Raw genomic sequence first — 23,468 nt, 5'->3', positions numbered from 1 at the left:
GGATCAGTTTGACGACGCCGTGTTCTGCCATTGAACTACCGTTGCATGAAGGTGAGTTGAAAGCGCAACGGGCTGGATTTGAACCAGCATCCGACGACCGGGCCCGCGCCCGATCGATCCGGCGATCGGCGGCGAATGCTGAAGCTGGAGCAAGAGTCTGAGATTGATCGCGGGTGCCTCTGCCTGCTTGGGCTACCCGGGCGCGGAGTGCCCGGGGGAGGAGTCGAACCTCCACTGTCCCGCGTTCGTCACGACAAGCCTCAGTTTCAGCTTGCGCTCCTCGCGCACCCGTCGCACAAGGGCGACGGGATCCTATGACACTATCCGAAGAGGTAGCCGAAGACGGCGTCACCGACGCGTTCGTCCTGGACCTCGGCTCCGTTGGCCTCCTCGCGTGCGTATTTGACGGCCTGTTGGAGCTTCTCGACCCGCTCGGCGAGCTCGTTCACGCGGCGGGCGGGGAGCGCTCCGGAGAACTTCACGGTCGTCCAGTAGCCGACCGGGACGTCCTCGTAGTAGACCTCGACCTGGGCCGGGTGCTTGTCCGTGGCCTCGGCCTTGACGTGGTTGCGGGGCACCTTCCTGGTGCGGATGGTGCGGACCGTCTCGGTCTTCCACCAGTCCGTGGAGGGGTCCTGCGTCCACGACTCGGCGCCGTCGAGCACCGGCAGCTTGCGGACGAAGGTGTACAGGTCGACCAGCTGCTTCTCCAGGAAGAGCAGGTAGGACACCGGCACGTCGCGCAGCAGCACCCGCCCCTCGACGGTCACGTCGGCGCGGGCGACGCAGTTGGCCCAGTCCTTGGTGGCGGTCACGTCGAACAGCCGGGTGAGCGCCTTCGCCGTGTCGCGCAGTACGTCCTCGGCCTTGAGCTGCACCCGGGTGGACTCGGGCGGCAGCTGCTCGCCCTCCTCGTCCTTCGGCTGGTAGGTCCGGGAGATGCCGCTGAGCAGCGCAGGCTTCTGGACGTCCTGGTGCGCGCTGGTCAGCTCCTGCTGCGCCTTGGCCTTGACGCCCTTCTCGACCGCGATGATCTGGTTCAGTTTCGCCACGGGACGGACCCTAGCAGCGCCGCTCCCCCGCGTTCGAAGGGTTTTCGAAGATCGCCCGATACCTCCGTGTCCGGACATATGAAGGATTCTTCATGTATTCGGGTACAGTGGCAGGCGTCCCTGCGGCTGCACGACCCGGCCGTGCCGCCCCGAACGAGGAGGTGCCTGGTGAGCCAGGTCCACGAGCACGAGCACGAGGGGGCCGCCCACGACCACGGGAGCTCCACCGGGCCCGGCCACGACGACCACGGCCACAGCCACGGCTCCGGCTCCGGCGGGCACGCGGGGCACAGCCACGGCGTCTCCGCCGACGCCGACCGGCGGTACCTGCTGGGGGCGCTCGCGCTGATCGCCGCGTACATGGTGGGCGAGGTCATCCTGGGCTTCCTGGCCCATTCGCTGGCGCTGATCTCGGACGCCGGGCACATGCTCACCGACGCCGCCTCGCTGCTGCTGGCGCTGCTGGCGATGCGGCTGTCGGCGCGTCCGGCGCGCGGCTCGCTGACCTTCGGGCTGAAGCGGGCGGAGATCCTGTCGGCGCAGGCCAACGGCATCACCCTGCTCGCACTGGGGGCGATCTTCAGCTACGAGGCGATCCGGCGGCTGCTCGCGCCGCCGACGGTGGAGGGCGGGATCGTCCTGGTGACGGCCCTGGTCGGGATCGTGGTGAATGTGATCGCGGCCTGGCTGATCTCCCGGGCCAACCGCAGCAGCCTCAACGTCGAGGGCGCGTACCAGCACATCCTGAACGACGCCTGGGCGTTCATCGCCACCGCCGCCGCCGGTCTGGTGGTGCTGCTGACCGGCTTCACCCGGGCCGACGCGATCGCCACCCTGGTCGTGGCGGCGCTGATGTTCCACGCCGGGTACGGCCTGGTGCGCGAGTCCGGGCGGATCTTCCTGGAGGCGGCCCCGGCCGGTCTGGACCCGGACGCCATCGGCACGCAGCTGGTGGCGGAGCCGGGCGTGGTGGAGGTCCACGACCTGCACGTGTGGACGATCACCTCGGGCTATCCGGCGCTGTCCGCGCACGTCCTGGTCCGGGACGACCTGGACTGCCACGCGGTGCGGGCCCGGCTGGAGGCGTCGCTGCGGTCGGACCATCACATCCAGCACACGACGCTGCAGGTGGACCACGCCACCCCGGAGCTGCTGCAGCTCGGCGCCGAGCCGGACGCCCACTGCGTGGACCCGCACGGGAGCGCCCACCGGGCCGGTGGCGAACGGTAACCGGTGCGCGGCGCTGGGCAGGCGCACAGGAAGGCGCGGCGGCCGTCCCGTTACCAATCTGTGATCATCTTATATTGGACATAACGGTAGAAATCAGAAGATCAGGTCTCCCCAACCCCGGCACACTTGCAGGACGCTTAGGCGCCCACCTACTAACGTGACCGGCGCGGGGATGCACAGCCATCCAGGCTGGCCGGAGCTACTGAGGACCGATGACACAGAAGAAGCCGTCGAACACCGAGCGGCGCCGAATAGCCCAGGAGAAGATCGCCGCCCAGCGGAAGGCCGAGGCCCGACGCCAGCGGACCGCGACGATCGCCTGGGTCGTCGGCGGTGTGATCCTCATAGCCGGTGCCGGCACCGCCGCGTACTACGGGATCAACTCGACCAACAAGGCCCACGCCAAGGCCGCGGCCAGCGCCCAGGCGTCGGACCCCTCCATCGACAAGAGCGCCTCGCTGCTCGCCACCACCGCGCACCAGTCGGACGGCGCGACCGTCGACGGCGTGGTCGGCAGCAACGAGATGGAGAACCTGGCGTACCACATCCACGCCCACCTGACGATCTACGTCAACGGCGTGCAGAAGAACCTCCCGTACGGCATCGGCATCATCCCGCCGTACAGCCTGGACACCTCGTCCGGCAGCCCGTTCGTCAGCGGCGGCAGCGCGTACTACTACCTGCACACGCACGACGAGACCGGCATCATCCACATCGAGTCGCCCAACAACCACGTCTACACGCTCGGCAACTTCTTCGACGTGTGGAAGCAGCCGCTGAGCACCACGCAGGTCGGCCCGGACAAGGGCACGGTCACCGTGTACGTCGACGGCAAGACGTTCACCGGCGACCCGAAGACGATCACCCTCACCAAGTACAAGAACATCCAGCTGGACGTCGGCACCAATGTGCCGTTCAAGAACTTCAGCTGGCCCTCGGGCTACTAGGACGACGGGGCGGGGACCGACGTGGAGGACGACCGGCAGTCGCACGAGCCGACCGGCGCCGACGAGGAGGCCGACGCCGAGCTCGAGGCGCTGGAGCAGGAGGCCGCCGATCTGGCGGCCCGCGCCGAGCAGCGCGGCGGCCTGCGCGGCTCGCGGCGGCTGCTGGTACTCCAGGCGCCGATCCTGATCGCGGTCGCGGTGGTGCTGCTGCTCTGGAGCAGGGGCACCTCGGTGTCGGCGGCCGCGGCCTCCGCCCCGCCGGCCGCCGCCCCGGCCAAAATCGGCATGGTCAACGCCTATCTGACCGCGCCCAGCGACGGCACGGTCCGGGCGTACGTGGTGATCAAGAACAACGGCGGCACCGCGGACCGGCTGGTGGGCGCCTCCAGCCCGTGGGCCACCAGCATCTCGCTGGCCGAGGGCTCCTCCCCGGCCTCGTTGCCGTGGATCACCATCCCGGCCCACAGCACCGTGACGCTCAAGCCGGGCGGCTACAGCGTCCTGCTGTCGGGGCTCACCCGGACGCCCAAGGCCGGGGACACCATCCAGCTGAACCTGAACTTCGCCGCCTCCGGCACGGTGTACGTGTTCGCGCCCGAGGGCCCGGCCAGCAGCCTGACCGTCCAGGACGTGATGGACGCGATGAAGCACATGGACAAGCTGCCGCCGCAGTAGCCGCGCGACCGGAAGGGGATATAGGGAGCCTGGCTCACTATTAGACGGAATAAAGGTGAGCTAGAGTCTGTTGTGCGGGTCAGGCATGCCCGCCAACCGATCCCCACCCTCCCCGGAGCCGCCCGTGAGACCCCAAGGACCCAACTGGACTCCCCCGCCCCGCACCAAGGGCGAACCCGTACCGCCAGCCCAACTGGGCCGCATCGTCCGCCTGTTCCGCCCGTACCGGGGCAGGCTCGCCGCCGTCGGCCTGTTCGTCGGCCTCTCCTCGCTGGTCTCGGTCGCCTCGCCGTTCCTGCTGCGGGCCGTCCTGGACACCGCCATCCCGCAAGGGCGCACCGGACTGCTCGGCCTGCTGGCGCTCGGCATGATCGCGGTCGCCGTGGCCAACTCGGTCTTCAACGTGCTGCAGACCTACATCAGCACCAGCGTCGGCCAGCGCGTCATGCACGACCTGCGCACCAGCGTCTACGCGCACCTGCAGCGGATGCCGCTGTCGTTCTTCACCCGCACCCGCACCGGCGAGGTGCAGTCGCGGATCGCCAACGACATCGGCGGCATGCAGTCGACCGTCACCAGCACCGCCACCTCGCTGGTCTCCAACCTGACCACGGTGGTGGCCACGATCGTGGCCATGGTCGCGCTGGACTGGAAGCTGACCGTCGTCTCGCTGCTGCTGCTCCCGTTCTTCGTGTGGATCAGCCGCCGGGTCGGCAGCGAGCGGCGCAAGATCGCCACCCAGCGGCAGAAGCAGCTGGCCGCCATCTCCACGATCATGCAGGAGTCGCTGTCGGTCAGCGGCATCCTGCTCGGCCGCACCATGGGCCGCTCGCGCGCGCTCACCGAGGACTTCGCCCGGGAGTCGGACGGGCTGGCCGATCTGGAGGTCCGCGCCGACATGGCCGGACGCTGGCGCCAGTCCACCATCCAGATCGTCATGTCGGCCATGCCCGCCGTCATCTACTGGTCGGCCGGGCTCACCGGGCACCGCGGCGCCGAGGTGTCGATCGGCACCCTGGTCGCCTTCACCACGCTGCAGCAGAGCCTGTTCCGCCCGGCGGTGCAGTTGCTGCAGGTCGGCGTGTCGGTACAAGTGTCGCTGGCGCTGTTCACCCGGATCTTCGAGTACCTGGACCTGGTCCCGGACATCACCGAGCGCCCGGACCCGCTGACGCCCGGGCGGGTGCGCGGGGACCTGCGCTTCGAGCACGTCGGCTTCCGCTACGACCCGGCGCAGCCGAGGCCCACGCTGGCCGACGTCGACCTGAGCGTCCCGGCCGGGAGCAGCCTGGCGATCGTCGGCGAGACCGGCTCCGGCAAGACCACCCTCAGCTACCTGGTGCCGCGGCTGTACGACGCGACCGAGGGGCGGGTCACCATCGACGGCATGGACGTCCGCGACCTGGGCTTCGAGGCGCTGGCCGACGCGGTCGGCGTGGTCTCCCAGGAGACCTACCTGTTCCACGCCTCGGTCGCGGAGAACCTGCGCTTCGCCAAGCCGGACGCCACCGACGAGGAGCTGTACGCGGCCGCCCGGGCGGCGCAGATCCACGACCACATCGCGGCCCTGCCCGAGGGCTACGACACGGTCGTCGGCGAGCGCGGCTACCGCTTCTCCGGTGGCGAGAAGCAGCGGCTGGCCATCGCCCGGACCATCCTGCGCGACCCGCCGGTCCTGGTCCTGGACGAGGCGACGAGCGCGCTGGACACCCAGACCGAGCTGGCGGTGCAGACCGCGCTGGACACCCTGTCGCAGGGCCGGACCACGGTGACCATCGCGCACCGGCTGTCCACCGTCCGCGACGCCGACCAGATCGCCGTGCTGGATGCCGGGCGGGTCGTGGAGCTGGGCACGCACGAGGAGTTGCTCGCCGCGGGCGGGCACTACGCCGCGCTGGTCTCCCGGGACGGAGCCATGGCGGACGTGTGATTGTCGGACCGGATGAGTGCATCCGGCGGTCCGCCCGGGGATCACTGCCCAGGTGACGGGAGGTCAGTTCCCGTCCGGCCGGGCGGCGACGATCCGAAGGGCACCACTCATGGCATCACCCCGTTCCACCACCGCGCGGCGCGCCGCCGCAGGACTGCTCGGCGGCGCGGCCCTGACCGCGCTGGCCCTCGCCGGCCCGGCGTCCGCCGCAGGCCGCCCAGCGCCCGGACCAGCGGCCTCGCACCCGGCGGCCCGCCCCGCAGGCCGCCCGGCAACCGCGCCCCGACCGCCCGCCGTCCGCCCGGCGACGCCCGCCGCCGCCCGTCCGGCGAGCCACCCGGCCCCGGCCATCGCCGCGTCCGCAGCCGCCGCGCGGTCCGCCGTCGGCGGGGTCTGCGCCTCGGGGGCGCACCCCGCGCTCGCGGAACGCCTCGGCGCGGACATCACCGCCGCGCTGCGCGGCCGCGACGACAGCGTGGGCCTCACCGTCAAGGACCCGGTCACCGGGGTCACCTGCTCACTGCACGCCTACCGCGCCTTCGACTCGGCCAGCGCGGTCAAGGCGACGGTGATGGCCGCGGTGCTGCGCCGGGCGCAGGAGCGGGGGCGGGAGCTGGACGCCTGGGAGACGGCCAAGCTGCATGTGATGATCACGTATTCGGACAACGACGCGGCGACCGCCCTGTGGCGGGACCTGGGCCGGGACCGCTTCGCGGCCTTCCTGCGGCTGGCGGGCATGGCCGACACCGTGCCGGGCCCCGGCGACTACTGGGGGCTGACGCGGATCGACGCCGTGGACGAGATGCGACTGCTGGACGTGCTGACCGACCGCCGGGACGTCCTCTCGGCGCACTGGCGGGCCTACGCGCTGGGGCTGATGGCCGGGGTGGATCCGGCGCAGCGCTGGGGCACGCCGTACGGGACTCCGCCCGGGGTGGTCGCGCACGACAAGAACGGCTGGCTGCCGCGCGCCTCGCGCGGGTGGCGGGTGCACAGCCTGGGGGTCTTCACCGGCAGCGGCCGGGACTACCGGATGGTGGTGCTGACCGACTCCAACCCGACCATGGAGTACGGCGTGCAGACCATCCAGCGGGTGGCGCTGGCCGTGCACCGGGATCTCGGCCGGGCCCGGGCGTGACGGTGGCGGGGCCCGGGCCACGACGGGTGGTCCCGGGCCCCGCCGTCCGGCTGTCGCCGGACCGGGGGCGGTCCGGCTCAGCCGGGCCTGTCTCAGCCCAGCTTGTCTCAACCCAGCTTGGCGAGCGCGATGTTGAGGTCGAGCACGTCCACCCGGGGCTGGCCGAGGAAGCCGGCGGTGCGGCCCTGGGTGTACTTCGTCACCAGCGCCCGCACCTCGCCCGCCGGCAGGTCGCGGGCCCTGGCGACCCGGTCGACCTGGATGGCGGCGTACTGGGGGCTGATGTCCGGGTCCAGGCCGGAGCCGGAGGAGGTGACGGCGTCCGGCGGGACCTGGCTCGGCGCGACCCCGTCGAAGGCCGCGATCGCCTTCTTCAGCGCGGTGTAGTCGGTGACCAGGACGGCGCTGTTCGGCCCCAGGTTGGTGGCGGCGGAGGCGGCCGCGTCGTAGCCGTCGGCTCCGGCGGCGGAGGGCCGCGACTGGAAGTACTTCGGGTCGGGGCTGACGGTCTTGCCGTCCTTGCCGGTGACGGTGAAGTTCTGGCCGAGCAGGCTGGAGCCGACGACCTTGCCGTCGTACTTCACCAGCGAGCCGTTGGCCTGGGAGGAGAAGGCGACCTGGGAGATCCCGGTGATCGCCAGCGGGTAGAGCAGTCCGCAGACGACGGTGAACAGCAGCAGGATGCGCAGACCCGTCAGGTGGTTCCGCACCGGGGTGGGAAGGGGCTTGGCCATGGTGACGTCAACTTCTCTCAGTGCAGACCGGGGATGAACTGGACGACCAGGTCGATCAGTTTGATCCCGACGAAGGGCAGGATCAGCCCGCCGACCCCGTAGAGCCCCAGGTTGCGGCGGAGCAGCGACTGGGCGGAGGAGGGCTTGTAGCGCACCCCGCGCAGGGCGAGCGGGATCAGGCCGACGATGATCAGGGCGTTGAAGATGATCGCCGAGGTGATCGCGGACTTGGGGCTGTGCAGGTCCATGATGTTGAGCGAGTTCAGGCCCGGGTAGACGCTGGCGAACATGGCCGGGATGATCGCAAAGTACTTGGCGACGTCGTTGGCGATGGAGAAGGTGGTCAACGCACCACGGGTGATCAGCAGTTGCTTGCCGATCTCGACGATCTCGATCAGCTTGGTGGGGTTGGAGTCCAGGTCCACCATGTTCCCGGCCTCCTTGGCGGCCGAGGTGCCGGTGTTCATGGCCACGCCGACGTCGGCCTGGGCCAGGGCGGGGGCGTCGTTGGTGCCGTCGCCGGTCATCGCAACCAGCTTGCCGCCCTCCTGCTCCTTCTTGATCAGGGCCATCTTGTCCTCGGGCGTCGCCTCGGCGAGGAAGTCGTCGACCCCCGCCTCCTCGGCGATGGCGGCGGCCGTCAGCGGGTTGTCGCCCGTGATCATGACGGTCTTGATGCCCATGGCGCGGAGGTCCTCGAAGCGCTGCTTGATGCCGGGCTTGACGACGTCCTTGAGGTAGATGACGCCCAGCACCCGGGCCGGTTCGCTGCCGCGCTTCTCGGCGACGACCAGCGGGGTGCCGCCGCGGTTGGAGATGCGCTCGACCGCGAGGTCCAGCTCGGTGCCGGTGCTGCCGCCGTTGTCGCGGACCCAGGCGGCGACCGATCCGGCGGCGCCCTTGCGGATGCTGTGCGTTCCTGACGGTTCGTCAAGATCGACGCCGGACATCCGGGTCTGCGCGGTGAACTCGATCCAGACGGCGTGCCCCAGCTCGCCCTGGGCGCGTTCGCGCAGTCCGTACTTCTCCTTGGCCAGGACGACGATGGAGCGGCCCTCGGGGGTCTCGTCGGCGAGCGAGGAGAGCTGCGCCGCGTCAGCCAGTTGGGCGTCCGTCACCTGATTGACCGTCAGGAACTCTGCGGCCTGGCGGTTTCCGAAGGTGATGGTGCCGGTCTTGTCGAGCAGCAGGGTGGAGACGTCGCCGGCCGCCTCGACCGCGCGTCCGGACATGGCCAGCACGTTGCGCTGGACCAGCCGGTCCATGCCGGCGATGCCGATCGCCGAGAGCAGTGCGCCGATGGTGGTGGGGATCAGCGCGACCAGCAGCGAGACCAGGACCACGATGGTCTGCTCGGCGCCGGCGTACTTGGCCATCGGCTGAAGGGTGACCACGGCCAGCAGGAAGACGATGGTGAGCGAGGCGAGCAGGATGTTCAGCGCGATCTCGTTCGGCGTCTTCTGCCGGGAGGCCCCCTCGACCAGGGCGATCATGCGGTCGATGAAGGTCTTGCCGGGCTCCGAGGTGATCTTGACGACCACCCGGTCGGAGAGCACCTTGGTGCCGCCGGTGACCGCCGAGCGGTCGCCGCCGGACTCGCGGATGACCGGGGCGGACTCGCCGGTGATCGCCGACTCGTCCACGCTGGCCACGCCCTCGACGACGTCGCCGTCGCCGGGGATGGTCTGTCCGGCCTCGACGATGACGTGGTCGCCGAGCCGCAGCTCGGTGGCGGGCACCTGCTCCTCGGGCACCGAGGTCTGCCCCGGGGACCAGGCGCCGGCGACCCGGCGGGCCACGGTGTCGGTCTTGGTCCGGCGCAGCGTGTCGGCCTGGGCCTTGCCGCGGCCCTCGGCCACGGCCTCGGCCAGGTTGGCGAAGACCACGGTGAGCCACAGCCAGGCGGTGATCACCCAGGCGAAGACGCTGGGCTTCTCGATCGCGGAGACGGTGGTGAGCAGGGAGCCGATCTCGACCACGAACATCACCGGGCTCTTGAACTGGACTCTGGGGTCCAGCTTCCTGAGCGCGTCCGGGAAAGAGGTCAGCAGCTGCTTGGGGTCGAGCAGGCCCGCCGACAGCCGGTGTTCGGGCTCACCCGCCGGCTGCTGCGTGTCCGGCTCGGCCGCCGGGTTCTGGAGGGTGGGGGTGGTCATCAGTGGAGACCTTCCGCGAGCGGCCCGAGTGCCAGGGCCGGGAAGTAGGTGAGCCCGACGACGATCAGGATGACGCCGGAGAGCATCCCGACGAAGAGCGGCGTATGGGTCTTGAGGGTGCCCACGGTCTCGGGCAGGGGCTTCTGCCGGGCCAGCGATCCGGCCAGGGCCAGCACGAACACCATCGGCAGGAAGCGTCCGAAGAGCATGGCCAGGCCGAGGGCGATCTGCCAGTGGGTGCTGGTGACGGTGATCCCGGCGAAGGCCGAGCCGTTGTTGTTGGCGGCGGAGGTGAACGCGTACAGCACCTCGGAGAAGCCGTGCGGGCCGGTGTTGAGCATGCCGCCGCCGTGTCCGGCCTTCAGCGACATCGCCAGCCCGGTGCCGCAGAGCACGATCGCCGGGGTGGCCAGGATGTAGAGCGAGGCGAACTTCATCTCCCGGGCGCCGAGCTTCTTGCCCAGGTACTCGGGGGTGCGGCCGACCATCAGGCCGGCCACGAAGACGGTGACCACGGCCAGGATCAGGATGCCGTACAGGCCGGAGCCGGTGCCGCCGGGCGCGATCTCGCCGAACATCATGTTCAGGATCGCGGTGCCGCCGCCGAGCGCGCTGTACGAGTCGTGCGCGGAGTTGACCGCGCCGGTGGAGGTCAGCGTGGTGGACGCGGCGAACAGCGAGGAGCCGGAGATGCCGAAGCGGACCTCCTTGCCCTCCATCGCGGCCCCGGCGATCCGGGCGGCGGCGCCCGTGTGCTGCCACTCGAAGAAGCTGATCAGCGCGGCCGAGGCGATCCAGTACAGGCCCATCACGGACAGGATGGTGTAGCCCTGGCGGTTGCTGCCGACCATCCGGCCGAAGGTGCGGCACAGCGCGAACGAGATCACCAGCAGCAGGTAGATGGCCAGCAGGTTGGTGAACGGGTTCGGATTCTCGAACGGGTGCGCGGAGTTGGCGTTGTAGAAGCCGCCGCCGTTGGTGCCCAGCTGCTTGATGACCTCCTGCGAGGCCACCGGGCCGCCCGGGATCGACTGGGTGCCGCCGGAGAGCGTGGTGTAGAGATGCGCGGCGTGCAGGTTCTCCACGACGCCGCCGGAGACCAGGACGAGCGCGAAGACCACCGAGATCGGCAGCAGCACGCGCAGGGTGATCCGGGTGAGGTCCACCCAGAAGTTGCCCAGCCGGTCGGTCCGGTTGCGGGTGAAGCCCCGGATCAGCGCCGCGACGACGGCGATGCCGACGGCCGCGGAGAGGAAGTTCTGCACGGCCAGCCCGGCCATCTGGACCAGGTGGCCCATGGTCGACTCACCGGCGTACGACTGCCAGTTGGTGTTGGTGACGAAGGAGGCCGCGGTGTTCCAGGCCATCGCCGGGCTCACTGCGGGGAAGCCCAGCGAGAGCAGCAGGTGCTCCTGCAGCCGCTGGAAGGCGTAGAGGAAGAGGACGGATATGGCGGAGAAGGCCAGGACGCTGCGCAGGTACGCGCTCCAGCTCTGCTCCGCGTCGCCGTCGACGCCGATCAGTCTGTAGATGCCGCGTTCGGCGCGCAGGTGCTTGGCGCTGGTGAGGGTATGCGCCATGAAGTCGCCCAGGGGGCGGTACGACAGGGCCAGGGCCGCCACCAGTGCCAGAGCCTGCAGGAAGCCCGCGAGGGTTGGGTTCACTAGAACTTCTCCGGGAGGATCAGGGCGGCGATCAGGTAGCCGACGAGAACGACGGCCACGACCAGTCCCACGACGTTGTCGGCGCTCATCGCACGGCCTCCACGGCGGCGGTGAGGACGGGCTGGGCGGTGGAGTGGCTGGTCACAGCTTCTCCACCCCCTTGACGATCAGAGCGAGGACGGCGAACACGAGGATCGTCATCCCGACGAAGAGCACGTCGAGCATGAGGGTCACACCCTGGCTGTTGTGGGGTTCCAGACCGCTGCGGAGGGCTCCCCAGCGGCGCCGGTCCGACCGGCAACGTAAGGAAAGCGCACGTCACCCGGGTGCAGGGGGTTCGTTAACGCCCCTCTTGCGCGGTCGCCCCGGGCATTGACACGCCCTTGACGCCGGGCAGGGGCGCGGGCCGCCGCCGGACGCACCGGGTTCGCTGCCCGGCGGGTGTTCCCGTCGTCGCACCCGGACTGTATGCTCGATTCTGCTCAAAGCATGATGCTAATGAGCAGTTTCAATCAAAGGAGTGGACTGGTGTCCTGGACCGCGCAAGAGATCGCCTCCCAGCCCGACTGCTGGCAGCAGGCCCTGGACCGGCTGCCCGCGCTCGCCCCGCTGCTCCCCCGCCCCGGCGAGAGCGTCGCCGTCGTCGGCTGCGGCACCTCCTGGTTCATGGCGCAGTCCTACGCCGCGCTGCGCGAGCAGGCCGGACACGGCCGCACCGACGCCTTCGCCGCCTCCGAGGCGCCGGAGCTGGGCTCCCCCACCGGCCGCCGCTACGACCGGGTGCTGGCGCTGACCCGCTCCGGCACCACCACCGAGGTGCTGGAGCTGCTGGAGAGCGTGCGCGGGCGCACCGCCACCACCGCCACCACCGCGATCACCGCCGACCCGGCCACCCCGGTCGCCGACCTGGCCGACGACCTGGTCGTCCTGGACTTCGCGGACGAGCAGTCGGTCGTGCAGACCCGCTTCCCCACCACCCAGCTGGTGCTGCTCCGGGCCCACCTCGGCGAGGACCTCGGCGCGGTGCTCGCCGACGGCGCGGCGGCGGCAGCAGCCCCGGTCGCCGACGTCCTGCTGGACGCCGAGCAGATCAGCTTCCTCGGGCGCGGCTGGACGTACGGCCTGGCCCGCGAGGCCGCGCTCAAGGTCCGCGAGACCTCCGCCTGGTGGACCGAGTCGTACCCGGCCATGGAGTACCGGCACGGGCCGATCAGCGTCGCCCGCCCCGGCCGGGTCGTCTGGAGCCTCGGCGACCTGCCCGACGGCCTGCCCGAGCAGATCGCCGCGACCGGCGCTCACTTGGAGCGGCGCACCCTGGACCCGGTCGCCGAACTCGTCCGGGTCCAGCGCCTGGGCGTCGCGCTGGCCGCCAGGCTCGGCCGGGACGTGGACAGCCCGCAGCACCTGAGCCGCTCGGTCGTGCTGCCCTCCGCGACCGTCCAGCAGTGACCGGGGCGCCGGCCGGCGGCAGAACCGGGGCGGGCCGGGCCGGGATCGTGACGGTGACCCTGAACGCCGCACTGGACGTCACCTACCGGCTCGACCGGCTGCGGCTGGGCGAGGCCAACCGGATCGCCTCGGTGCACGAGCGGGCCGGGGGCAAGGGCGTCAACACCGCCCGGGTGCTGGCCCGGCTCGGGCGGCGGACCCTGGTGACCGGCCTGGTCGGCGGCGCCACCGGCCGCCAGTTCCGGGAGGACCTCGACCGCTCCTCGCTCCCCTACCTGCTCACGCCCATCCAGGGCGGCACCCGGCGCACGGTCGCGGTCGTCGACGGCCCGGCGCAGGGCGAGGCGGTGACCGGCCTGTGGGAGCCCGGGCCGCAGGTCTCGGCCGAGGAGTGGTCGCGCCTGGTCGAGCGGGACTTCCCGGCCGCGCTGGCCGGGGCGTCCACGGTCGTGCTCTCCGGCAGCCTGCCGCCCGGCGTCCCCGAGGACGCGTACGCGACGCTGTTGCGGCTGGCCGCCCGCGCGGGCGTGCCCGCCGTGCTGGACGCCGACGGCGCCGCCCTGCGTGCGGGCCTGGCCGGACAGCCGGCCCTGGTCAAGCCCAACGCGGAGGAAGCCGCCCGGGCGACCGGCGCGGACGACCCGGCCGAGGCGGCGGCCCGACTGTGCGCCCTGGGCGCGGCGGCGGCCGTCGTCACCGCCGGTGCGGACGGCCTGTTCGGGCACACCGCAGCGGGCGCGGCCTGGCACACCCCGGCGCCGCGCCGGGTGCACGGCAACGCCACCGGCGCGGGCGACGCCGCCACCGCCGCCCTGGCCGCAGCCCTCGCCGACGCACGCCCCTGGCCCGAGGCCACCGGCGACGCCGCCGCGCTCGCCGCCGCAGCCGTCGCCTCCCCGCTCGCCGGGGACTACGACCCCTCCCTCTACGTCGAACTGACGTCACATCAGCAATTGACGACCAGTCACAAGGAGAACTGACGCCGTGCCGCTCACCCCGACCGCGCAGATCCTGCGCTCCGCCGTGCACGGCGGTTTCGCCGTCGGCTCGTTCAACGTCATCCAACTGGAGCACGCCCAGGCGATACTCGCCGGCGCCCAGCAGGCCAAGGCCCCGGTGATCCTGCAGATCAGCGAGAACGCCGTGCGCTACCACGGCGGTCTGGCCCCGATCGCCGCCGCCGCCCGCTCCGCCGCCGAACTCGCCGGCGTCCCGGCCGCACTGCACCTGGACCACGCCACCGGCTTCGACCTGATCCGCGAGGCCGCCGACTGCGGCTTCGGCTCGGTGATGTACGACGGCTCCCGCCTGCCGTGGGACGAGAACGTCCGCACCACCGCCGAGATCGCCGGCTGGTGCCGTGCTCAAGGCCTGCTGGTGGAGGCCGAGTTGGGCGAAGTCGGCGGCAAGGACGGTGCGCACACCCCGGGCGTGCGCACCGACCCGGCCGAGGCCGCCGCGTTCGTCGCCGCCACCGGCGTGGACGCGCTGGCCGTCGCCGTCGGCTCCTCGCACGCCATGACCGTCCGCGAAGCCGCCCTGGACCTGCCGCTGATCGCCGAACTGCACGCGGCCGTGCCTGTCCCGCTGGTACTGCACGGCTCCTCCGGCGTCCCGGACGCGACACTGCGGGAGGCGGTCGCCGCCGGCATGCGCAAGGTCAACATCTCCACTCACCTCAACCGCCTCTTCACCGAGGCCGTCCGCGAAGCCCTGACCGCCGACCCGGCCCTGGTGGACCCGCGCCGCTGGCTCGCCCCGGCCCGCGACGCCGTCGCCACCGAGGTCGCCCGACTGATGGGCGTCCTGGGCGCGGAGGGACAGGAGTAACGACGGCCGATTCGTTCAAGACCGGGGGCGGCGGCGGTGCCTATCGTCGGAGCATGACACGGCTCACCGCACCCATGCTGGCCCGCGCGACCGACTTCATCTGGCTCACCGGCCGGGTGCTGGAGCAGCGGCGCCTCGCCTTCCTGTTCGCCCCGGCACCGGCTACCGGTACGTCGGCTGCCGGTGCAGCGGCCGCCGGGGTGCTGGCCGCGCTGGACGCCTACCGGAGCACGGACGGCGGCTACGCGTACGGGCTCGAACCGGACGTCCGCGGCCCCGCCGGCCAGCCGGTCGCGCTGCCGACCGCACTGCGGGTGCTGGACCAGGCGGGCGCGCTGGACCAGGCGACTGCCACGCGCGTCTGCGACTGGCTGGCCTCGGTCACCGCGCCCGACGGCGGAGTCCCGGCGGTGCTGCCCAGCCTGCGCGACTACCCGCGCCCGCCCTGGCTGCCGGTGCCGAACGAGCCCCGCGGCGACCTGCTGGCCACCGGCCCGATCGTCGGCCTGCTGCGGAAGAACGCCGTCGGGCACCCCTGGCTGGAGCGGGCCGTCGACTTCTGCCGGGACGCCGTCCAGGCCCTGGACCGGACCCACCCGTACGAGGCGCAGGCCGCGCTGGCGTTCCTCGAGCACGCGCCGGACCAGGCCCACGCCGCCGAACAGACCGCCCGGCTGGGCTCGTTGGTGCGCGAGCAGCGGCTGGTGCTGCTCGACCCCGACCACCCCGAGCAGGCCCGGCCCGCCCCCGGCTACGCGCCCGGCGAGCACCACCTGCCGTACGACTACGCGCCCACCCCGCAGAGCCCCGCCCGCGCCTGGTTCACCGATGCGGAGCTGGCCCGGGGCCTGGACGCGCTGGCGGCAGCCCAGGAGCCGGACGGCGGCTGGCCGATCCGCTGGGCACAGTGGGCCCCGACCACGGCAGTCGAATCCCGCCCCGGGGTGACCCTGGAGGCGCTGCTCACCCTGCGTGCCTGGGACAACGCCGCCCCCGCCGACTAGGCCGCGCTTGAGGCGGTGGCTTCCCAGGCCGCCTTGATCATCCGGAAGACCTCGTCCACGGTGGCCCCGGGATCGTCCGCCCGGCAGGCCAGCGCGTAGGCGTCGATGGCGAACCGCGCGGTCGCCCGGCAGGCGGTCGCGCTCCGGGACAGGCGGGGATCGGCGGCCAGCGCCGCTGCCAGCGCCTGTGCGTGACGCAGGCTCATCGACTCCTCGTACTCCCGCAGGGCGGGTGATCCCTCGATCATGCGTCGGACGGGGGCGCTGCCCTCGGCCGTGCAGTGCCGCACCAGGGCCTGGACCTCGCGGTGCAGCGCCGGGATGAGCGGCTCGTGCGCAGGCCGGTCGGTCACCGCTCGCGTGAGGCGCTGCTCGAAGTCCTGGTCGCGTTCGAACACCAGGGCCTCTTTCGAGGCGAAGTGGGCGAAGACGGTGGTGACGGCCACGTCGGCCTCGGCCGCCACGTCACGGATGCCCACGGCGTCGTACCCGCGCTCCAGGAAGAGGCGCAGCGCGGTGTCGGCGATCTTCTGACGGGTCGCGGCCTTCTTGCGTTCGCGGCGTCCGGACGACTCGATCATGGCCTGACACTACCAGATAGGAATACCTAACCGTTGTGAAACCCTAACGGTTAGGGCTATCTTCGGCTGCATGAGGAAAATCAGCTTCACCGAGTTCGGCGGTCCCGAGGTCCTGCAACTGGTGGAAGCCGAGGAGCCGCACGCGGGCCCCGGTCGGATACGCATCGCCGTACGGGCGGCGGGTGTCAATCCCGTCGACTGGAGGATCCGGGAGGGCCAGGTCCTGGGAGCCCATCCGGTCGAGCTGCCGGCCGGGGTCGGACTGGACGCCGCCGGGGTGGTGGATGAGGTCGGCAAAGGCGTCCAGGGGATCGAGGTCGGCGACCGCGTGTTCGGCGAAGGCGCCGACACGTACGCCGAATTCGCCGTGCTGTCGGCCTGGGCCCGGATGCCCGAGGGACTGGCCTTCGAGGAGGCGGCCGGGTACCCGTCCGTGGTGGAGACCGCGCTGCGCATCATCCGCGAGGTCGGCGTGCGGCCCGGGCAGACACTGCTGGTCAGCGGCGCGTCCGGCGGCGTCGGGTCGGCGGTGCTGCAGATCGCCCGCGCGCGCGGCATCACGGTGATCGGCACGGCCGGGGCTGCGAACCAGGACTACCTACGCGCCCTGGGCGCCCTCGCCACGACCTACAACGAGGGCTGGGTCGAACGGGTGCGGCACCTGGGCCGGGTCGACGCGGCCCTCGACCTGGCCGGCTCGGGCGTGATCCGCGAACTCGTCGAGCTGACCGGGGATCCCCGCAAAGTCGTCTCCATCGCCGACCTCGGTGCGCCGCAGCTGGGCGTCCGGTTCTCCGGCGTGGCCGGGAGCGTGCCGGACGCGCTCGCCGAGGCCGTCGACCTCATCTCCCGGGGCAGGCTGCACATCCCGGTCGAGAAGTCGTACTCACTCACCGAGGCAGCGGCGGCGCACGCCGACAGCCGCGCCGGCCACACCCGGGGGCGCCGGGTCCTGGTCGTCCGAACCGCATCCCGCCCGGCGTCCCGCGCCGAACGGCCGGTCACCAGCGGGTGGTGAAGCAGCGGCGGGCAGCCCGCTCGGGGGCCGGCCGGAGAAGCGGCGCACCTCCCGCGCGAGGTGGGGCTGGTCGGCGTAGCCCGCCTCGGCCGCCAGACCGGCCCAGTCACGGGCGGCCCGACCGCGCGCGGCCATGCGCACCCGCTGGAAGCGCAGCACCGCCTGCAGCGTCTTCGGGCCGTAGCCCACGGCGGCGACCGTCCGGCGGCGCAGCTGCCGTTCGGAGAGGCCCAGCTCCGCCGCCAGTTCGCGCACCGACGGCGGCCGGGGGCGGTCCAGCAGGACCGAGGCGCGCAGGACCGCCCGGTCCGGGACGAAGCCGGGCAGCCGACCGCGTACCGCCTGCTCCAGCAGGGCAGCCGCCTCCCGGCTGCCGGGCCCGGTCGACGCCAGCCGCTCGGCGAGGGCGACGGCGTCCGGCCACAGCTCGGCCAGAGCGATCCGACGGTCGCGCAGTTCGTCGGCGGGCACCGGACCGAGCAGCAGCGAGGCGGCGCCCGGCCGCAGCCGCAGCCCGGCGGTCACCCCGCCGGGGACCGGTCCGACGGCGCGCGGCCGGGTGTCCGGGCCTGCGACGTGCAGGGCGCCGCCGCTCCACAGCAGGTCGACGCAGCCGTCCGGGACGACCAGCACTCCGCCCGCGCCGCCGGGCGGCTCGCGGCGCACCCAGACGCAGCGGACCCACTCCGCCGGCCCGGCCCCGGCGGGGCGCTCGCGGTAGTGCGGCGCAGAGGTCATGGCCTCAGCCTAGGGCGGCCGGCTTCGCCGTACCGTCCTGCTGAGCGGGGCAGGACGGGGCGGCGCGGCCGGACCGACCCTCAGCGGCTGGTGGCCGCCTCGGTCGGATCGGCGTCGGCGGGGGCCGGGTCGGCGATGACTGCGGGGACGCCGCGCAGGGCGAACAGCGTCGCCGCCGCGCCCAGCGCCAGCAGCACCGCGCCGATCAGGGTGGTCAGGTTCATCGCGTGCACGAACGCGTGCCGCGCGGCGGCGATCAGCTCGGCGCCCTGCGGCGCGGGCACGGCCGCTCCCGCCGCCGTCGCGCCGCCCACGGTCTGCCGTGCCGCCGAGGCCGCCGCCGGGCCGACGCCCGCCGGGAGGTGCAGCCCCGAGCGGTAGCAGGCGGTGAGGACGCTGCCGAGCACGGCGATGCCCAGCCCGCCGCCGATCTCCATGGCCGTCTCGCCGATCGCCGCCGCTCCGCCCGCCCGCTCCTTGGGCGCGCTCGCCATCATGGTGTCGTTGGTGGTGCCGAAGACCAGGCCCATGCCGATGCCGTTGACGACGACGGCCGGGGCCAGCACCGCGTACCCGGTGTGCGGGCCGATCAGCGAGAAGCAGACCATGCCGGCGGCCATCAGCCCCAGGCCCAGGGCGACGGTGCGAGCCCGGCCGATGCGGCCGATCACCAGGGCGCAGCAGGGCCCGCCGATCATCGCCCCGGCCGGTCCGGCCAGCAGCGCCAGCCCGGTCTGCAGCGGTGACCAGCCGCGGACGTCCTGGAAGTACTGGGAGAAGGCCAGCGACAGCGCGGACACCGACAGGATGGCCACCACGTTGGCGCCCAGCGATCCGGCGAAGGCCCGGCTGCGCAGCAGCGGCAGATCGATCAGCGGGTGCGCGATCCGGGCCTGGCGCAGGCCGAAGAGGAGCAGCGCGGCAACCCCGACCACCGCCGCGCCGAGCACCTGCGGCCGGGCCGGGCCGCTCTGCGCGCCGGTCTGGACGGCGTAGATCACCGCGACCAGTCCGACGACGGACAGCAGCAGGCCGGGCCAGTCCAGGCGTCCGGGCGCGGGGTGGCGCGACTCGACCAGCAGCACCGAGCCGCAGCCGACGATCAGCAGCATCACCGGCACATTGACCAGGAAGACCGAACCCCACCAGAAGTGGTTCAGCAGCAGCCCGCCGACGACCGGGCCGAGGGCGAAGCCGGCCGCGCCCCCACCGCCGGAGATCCCCATGGCCAGGGTGCGCTCCTTGGGGTCGGTGAAGGTCGAGCGGATCAGCGAGGCCGTGGACGGCATGATCGTCGCCCCGGCGACGCCGAGCAGCGCCCGGGCGGCGATCAGCAGCTCCGGACTGCCGGAGTAGGCGGTGAGCAGCGAGGCCAGGCCGAAGCCGGTCGCGCCGACCAGCAGCAGCCGCTTGCGGCCGATCCGGTCGCCGAGACTGCCCATGACCACGAGCAGGCCGCCCAGGGCGAAGCTGTAGGCGTCGGCGATCCACAGGATCTGGGACGAGGACGGGTGCATGGCTGCGACCAGCCGGGGGACGGCGAGGTTGAGGACGGTGTTGTCGATGCCCAGGAGCAGCGCCGCCGCCGCACAGATGGCGAGGGTGCCCCACTTGCGGGCGGCGGAGACCGGCACGGCCGGGGCGCGGTGCGAGGGCGGCGGAGCGGCGGCGAGGGCGCCGGAGGTGTCAGCGGTGTCTGCGGTCATGCCCGGAACCTTCGCGCGCACCGCTGACCGCCCGCGCACCGCGCCCGCACCGCCGTACCGCGCGCCTGACGGTCGCGGCCGGGGTGTCCCAACCCCGGCAGACGGAGGGCGGCGGCCGGACGCCGCGCGGGGCCTGCCTAGCGGGCTGGGTCTGTCCGCCGGCTGGAGTCCCCGGTCGGCGGGGGCTGCTGCCGCTGGGCGTGGGAGACCAGTGCGGCGACGGCTTCGGCCGGGATCAGGGCCGCGCCCCGGGCGTGGGCGCGGGCGTAGTCGGCGTCCCCGAGAGCGGCCCGCGCCTGGGCGCGGAAGCGCTGGTGGTCCTGGTCGGCGGGGGCAGCGCCGCGCCGCAGCGCCTCGGACACCCCCTGCAGGCGGGCGGCGTGCGCCGGCTCGCCCTCGACCAGCGCGAGCCCGGCCAGGGCCTCGGCGGCGTCGGCCAGGGCCGGAAGGTTGCGTACGTCCACCCCCGGCGGCAGCGCCTCGCGGAACCAGCGGTGCGCGGTGGCTGCGTCGCCCGCCGCCAGGGCGATGCGCGCGAGTTCGACCCGGGCATCCACCCGCAGCCAGACGCCGCCGAACCAGCCGGGCGGTGCGGCGTCCAGGGCGGTCCGGCAGAGCGTGGCCGCGGCGTCCAGATCGCCGCGGAGCCGGGCGGCGGCGGCCTGGCAGAGCCGGGCCCGGGGAATGCCGGCGGCGGAGCCGATGTGCTGGAACAGCCCCACCGCCCGCTCGCAGTCGGCCTCGGCGGCGTCCACGTCCCCGTCGCGCAGGGCGCGTTCGGCCCGGCCGCAGAGCAGATCGGCGATGTCCTCGGTGGAGCCCAACTCCTCGGCCAGCCGCAGCGCCTCGGCGGACAGCATCCGGGAGCGGGCGCGGTCGCCCGAGGCGTGGGTGACGACCGAGAGTTCGTTGAGGCCCAGGATCTGGCCCCAACGGTCGCCCAGCTCCCGGTAGAGCGCGACGCAGGCGCCGAACTCGCGTACGGCGGCTGCCGAGTCGCCGTTCAGGTACCAGTGCCGGAAGCCGCCGCTGAGGTGGACCAGGCCCCGGTGCCAGGGATCGGCCGACCACAAGTCGGCTTCCTGCGGGGTGAGTTGGTCGAAGTCCTCGGGGATTCCGCTGTACGGGGCCCAGAGCAGCACCAGGGTGGGGTTGCGCCGGGGGGTGCGGCGCAGCTCCAGCATCAGCCGCTCGCCGGCGGCGAGATGGCCGGACAGGGCCCCGTGGTCGTCCTCGATGGAGACGGCGAGGATGACGCAGATGGCGTACTCCTCCTCCAGGCCGGGCACGGGGCCAGGATCGAGCGCCTCCAGCACCCGGCGGGCGTGCGACGCACCCTCGTAGCGCAGGCCGCGCAGCATCCAGTAGGGAGAGAGTTCGCCGACCATCCGCAGGGCGGTGCGGGTGTCGGCGCGGCGCAGCGCCGCGTGCAGGTTGTCGTCGTCGGCGGCGAGCCGGTGTAGCCAGTCGAGTTGCTCGGCGGTGCGCAGAAGCGGATTGGCGGTGGCGGCCAGCCCCAGGAAGTGCTCCAGGTGGGCCTGTTCGGCACGCTGCCGCTCGCCGGACTCGTCCAGCCGTTCGGCGGCGTAGGCACGGACGGTCTGCAGCAGCCGGTAGCGCACCTCGCCCCCGGGATGCTCCGGCTGCTGAGCGGTGACCAGGGACTTGTCCACCAGCGCGGCGATCAGCGCGAGCACATCGTCCGGTCCGACGCCCGGCCCGGCACCGGCTTCGGCACCAGCGTCGGCGCAGACGGCTTCGGCGGCCGTCAGCGTCCACCCGCCCGAGAGGACCGACGCCCGGCGCAGCACCGCGCGTTCGGCCTGCGGCAGCAGTTCCCAGCTCCAGTCGACCACGGCACGCAGGGTCTGCTGCCGGGGGCGGGCGGTGCGGCTGCCGCCGGTGAGCAGCCGGAACCGGTCGTCCAGTCGGGCCACGATCTGACGTGTCGTCAATACCCTGAGCCGGGCCGCCGCCAGCTCGATGGCCAGCGGAAGCCCGTCGAGCCGGTCGCAGATCTCGGCGACCGGCTCGGCCTCTCGCCTGGGGTCGAAGTCGGGCTGTACGGCCGTGGCGCGCTCATGGAACAGCTGGACGGCGGCCTCCCCCGGCAGCGGCGGCAGCGGCAGCAGCTGTTCGCCGGTGATGCCGAGGGCCTCACGGCTGGTGGCCAGGATGCGCAAGCCGGGGCACGCGGCCAGGAGTTCGGCGGCGAACCGGGCAGCGTCCGCCACCAGGTGCTCGCAGTTGTCCAGCACCAGCAGCAGGTGACGATCGGTCAGCGCGGCGGTGAGCCGGGCCTGCGGGGTCGGCCCCTCGGCCTGGCCGCGCAGGGCCGAGCCACGCAGTCCGAGGGCGCCGAGGACGGCCGTCGGCAGGCTGTCGCCCTCGGTCAGCCCGGAGAGGTCGGCGAAGCAGCTGTCGCCCGGGTGGCGGGCGGCGGCCTCGACCGCGACCCGGGTCTTGCCCGCGCCGCCGGGGCCGGTGACCACGAGCAGCCGAACGCGCTGCAGCAACTCCTGGATCCGGGCCAACTCCCCTGCTCGCCCGACCATCCCGTTGAGCTGCACCGGCAGCGACAGATGACGGTAGGTCACCTCCTTTGTCTCCGGATCCTGTTGCTGGCCACCGCGCAGCACGACGAGCTGGGCTTCCGCCAACTCGCTTCCGGGGTCGGCCCCGAGGGCGTCGACCAGGGCGTCCCTGGCCTGCGCGTAGGCGTCCAGCGCCTCGGCCCGGCGGCCGTCACCGTGCAGGGCCAGCACCAGCAGGGCGCTGAGGCGTTCGCGCAGCGGGTGGGCGGCGACCAGCTCGCGCAACTCGGCGACGGCCTCGTGGTGACGCCCGAGGGCCAGCTCCGTCCGCAGCAGGTCCTCGGTCGCGGTCAGCCGTGCCTCCTCCAGCCGGATGGTCTGCGCGGCGGCGAACGGGGCGTCGGCGATGTCGGCCAGGGCCGGGCCGCGCCACAGCGCCAGCGCTTCGCCCAGCAGTGCGGAGGCGGTGGCCGGGTCGTCCGCGAGCAGTGCCCGGCGGCCCTGCGCGGCCAGCCGGACGAAACGGTGGGCGTCCACCGCGTCCGGCTCGACGGCGAGGCGGTATCCGGCGCGGTCGCCGACGATCGGGTCGGGCTCGCCGGGGCGGCGCAGCGCGGCGCGCAGCCGGGAGACCTGGGACTGCAGCGCGTTGCCGACCCCGGCCGGCGGCCGCTCGCCGTACAGGCCGTCGACCAGGCGCTGTACGGGGACGGTCCGCCCGGCGTCCAGGGCCAGCAGGACCAACAGGGCCCGCCGCCCGCTCCCGCCGAGGGCTGCGGCATCGCCCGCGCCGGTCCAGGCCCGGGTGCTGCCGAGGATGCCGAATCTCACCCTGCGATCATCCCACCCCGCCGGGGGACGCAGCATAGCTGTTCCGTTCCTGCCCCGCACAGAGATTCCCGTACTCTGTGCGCCCGTCCGAACACGTGCGGTATCCATGGGGCGGGGAGGAATCCATCGTGCTGTTCCAGCGAACCGTTTTCAAGCGGCGGCGTCCCGCCGCGTCCGGCTCCGGGCCGAGACCCGTGCCTGCGGCCGAGGCGGCCGGGACGGTCGGGGCGGGCGTGGCGGTCGGGGCGGAC

General features: G+C 72.9%; 18 protein-coding genes and 1 pseudogene. 10 read left to right on the top strand and 9 right to left on the bottom strand.

Going from position 1 to position 23,468, the window contains the following annotated elements; all coding sequences use genetic code 11:
* Window positions 1-320 precede the first annotated feature (320 nt).
* On the bottom strand, window positions 321-1,052 hold the full coding sequence (locus tag GXW83_RS11545; protein ID WP_182442992.1) for a hypothetical protein: 732 nt from the start codon (window positions 1,050-1,052) through the stop codon (window positions 321-323).
* Between the two features lie 168 nt (window positions 1,053-1,220).
* On the opposite strand from GXW83_RS11545, the gene GXW83_RS11540 reads away from it, so the two are divergent.
* From GXW83_RS11540 to GXW83_RS11520, 5 genes are all read left to right on the top strand, one after another.
* A complete protein-coding gene (locus GXW83_RS11540) occupies window positions 1,221-2,282 on the top strand; it encodes a cation diffusion facilitator family transporter (RefSeq protein WP_225446911.1) in 1,062 nt (353 codons plus the stop codon).
* A gap of 212 nt (window positions 2,283-2,494) precedes the next feature.
* Entirely contained in the window at window positions 2,495-3,229 is a 735-nt protein-coding gene (locus GXW83_RS11535) for a hypothetical protein (RefSeq protein ID WP_182442991.1), read from the top strand.
* A 21-nt stretch (window positions 3,230-3,250) separates the two neighbouring features.
* The gene (locus GXW83_RS11530) at window positions 3,251-3,904 is read left to right on the top strand and encodes a copper chaperone PCu(A)C (RefSeq protein WP_182442990.1); all 654 of its coding nucleotides are present in this window, start codon (window positions 3,251-3,253) and stop codon (window positions 3,902-3,904) included.
* Between the two features lie 124 nt (window positions 3,905-4,028).
* Window positions 4,029-5,834 carry an ABC transporter ATP-binding protein gene (locus GXW83_RS11525; protein WP_225446910.1) on the top strand — a complete coding sequence of 602 codons (1,806 nt, stop codon included), beginning with the start codon at window positions 4,029-4,031 and terminating at the stop codon, window positions 5,832-5,834.
* Window positions 5,835-5,943: 109 nt separating this feature from the next.
* Window positions 5,944-6,972 (top strand): serine hydrolase, encoded by a 1,029-nt coding sequence (locus GXW83_RS11520; RefSeq protein ID WP_182442988.1) that lies wholly within the window; start codon window positions 5,944-5,946, stop codon window positions 6,970-6,972.
* Between the two features lie 107 nt (window positions 6,973-7,079).
* Here the strand turns inward: GXW83_RS11520 and kdpC are convergent, their stop codons facing one another.
* From kdpC to kdpF, 4 genes are read right to left on the bottom strand one after another with little or no spacing between them, the layout of a single operon-like run.
* Window positions 7,080-7,706, bottom strand: a complete 627-nt coding sequence (gene kdpC, locus GXW83_RS11515) for a potassium-transporting ATPase subunit KdpC (RefSeq protein ID WP_182442987.1) — start codon at window positions 7,704-7,706, stop codon at window positions 7,080-7,082.
* Window positions 7,707-7,723: 17 nt separating this feature from the next.
* Window positions 7,724-9,862, bottom strand: a complete 2,139-nt coding sequence (gene kdpB / locus GXW83_RS11510) for a potassium-transporting ATPase subunit KdpB (RefSeq protein WP_182442986.1) — start codon at window positions 9,860-9,862, stop codon at window positions 7,724-7,726.
* Window positions 9,862-11,526, bottom strand: coding sequence for a potassium-transporting ATPase subunit KdpA (gene kdpA / locus GXW83_RS11505; protein ID WP_182442985.1), 1,665 nt, complete (start codon window positions 11,524-11,526; stop codon window positions 9,862-9,864). The genes kdpB and kdpA overlap by 1 nt, the downstream gene beginning before the upstream one ends.
* On the bottom strand, window positions 11,526-11,615 hold the full coding sequence (gene kdpF / locus GXW83_RS11500; RefSeq protein ID WP_182442984.1) for a K(+)-transporting ATPase subunit F: 90 nt from the start codon (window positions 11,613-11,615) through the stop codon (window positions 11,526-11,528). Before kdpF ends, kdpA begins: the two co-directional genes overlap by 1 nt.
* A gap of 439 nt (window positions 11,616-12,054) precedes the next feature.
* Here kdpF and GXW83_RS11495 point away from each other — a divergent pair, with 439 nt between their 5' ends.
* From GXW83_RS11495 to GXW83_RS11480, 4 genes are read left to right on the top strand one after another with little or no spacing between them, the layout of a single operon-like run.
* The gene (locus GXW83_RS11495; RefSeq protein ID WP_225446909.1) at window positions 12,055-12,975 is read left to right on the top strand and encodes an SIS domain-containing protein; all 921 of its coding nucleotides are present in this window, start codon (window positions 12,055-12,057) and stop codon (window positions 12,973-12,975) included.
* A 53-nt stretch (window positions 12,976-13,028) separates the two neighbouring features.
* On the top strand, window positions 13,029-13,955 hold the full coding sequence (locus GXW83_RS11490; RefSeq protein ID WP_255431292.1) for a 1-phosphofructokinase family hexose kinase: 927 nt from the start codon (window positions 13,029-13,031) through the stop codon (window positions 13,953-13,955).
* A 4-nt stretch (window positions 13,956-13,959) separates the two neighbouring features.
* Window positions 13,960-14,805: a class II fructose-bisphosphate aldolase gene (locus GXW83_RS11485; RefSeq protein ID WP_182442982.1), complete on the top strand. Its 846-nt coding sequence runs from the start codon at window positions 13,960-13,962 to the stop codon at window positions 14,803-14,805.
* 53 nt (window positions 14,806-14,858) lie between these two features.
* Window positions 14,859-15,809 (top strand): hypothetical protein, encoded by a 951-nt coding sequence (locus GXW83_RS11480; RefSeq protein ID WP_182442981.1) that lies wholly within the window; start codon window positions 14,859-14,861, stop codon window positions 15,807-15,809.
* Here GXW83_RS11480 and GXW83_RS11475 read toward each other — a convergent pair.
* Window positions 15,806-16,390 carry a TetR/AcrR family transcriptional regulator gene (locus GXW83_RS11475; RefSeq protein ID WP_182442980.1) on the bottom strand — a complete coding sequence of 195 codons (585 nt, stop codon included), beginning with the start codon at window positions 16,388-16,390 and terminating at the stop codon, window positions 15,806-15,808. The genes GXW83_RS11480 and GXW83_RS11475 overlap by 4 nt on opposite strands.
* Window positions 16,391-16,460: 70 nt before the next feature.
* On the opposite strand from GXW83_RS11475, the gene GXW83_RS11470 reads away from it, so the two are divergent.
* On the top strand, window positions 16,461-17,408 hold the full coding sequence (locus tag GXW83_RS11470; RefSeq protein ID WP_182442979.1) for an NADP-dependent oxidoreductase: 948 nt from the start codon (window positions 16,461-16,463) through the stop codon (window positions 17,406-17,408).
* 78 nt (window positions 17,409-17,486) lie between these two features.
* Here the strand turns inward: GXW83_RS11470 and GXW83_RS11465 are convergent.
* The 3 genes and pseudogenes from GXW83_RS11465 to GXW83_RS11455 all read right to left on the bottom strand — a co-directional run.
* A pseudogene (locus tag GXW83_RS11465) lies at window positions 17,487-18,146 on the bottom strand (DUF6597 domain-containing transcriptional factor); the annotation flags it as partial.
* A gap of 80 nt (window positions 18,147-18,226) precedes the next feature.
* Complete coding sequence (locus GXW83_RS11460) at window positions 18,227-19,852, bottom strand: MFS transporter (protein ID WP_182442978.1); 1,626 nt, start codon at window positions 19,850-19,852, stop codon at window positions 18,227-18,229.
* Between the two features lie 137 nt (window positions 19,853-19,989).
* The gene (locus GXW83_RS11455; RefSeq protein WP_182442977.1) at window positions 19,990-23,217 is read right to left on the bottom strand and encodes a BTAD domain-containing putative transcriptional regulator; all 3,228 of its coding nucleotides are present in this window, start codon (window positions 23,215-23,217) and stop codon (window positions 19,990-19,992) included.
* Between the last annotated feature and the right edge of the window lie 251 nt (window positions 23,218-23,468).

Source organism: Streptacidiphilus sp. PB12-B1b (assembly GCF_014084125.1).
GTDB lineage: Bacteria > Actinomycetota > Actinomycetes > Streptomycetales > Streptomycetaceae > Streptacidiphilus.
This window is presented reverse-complemented; position numbering and strand designations above follow the sequence as displayed.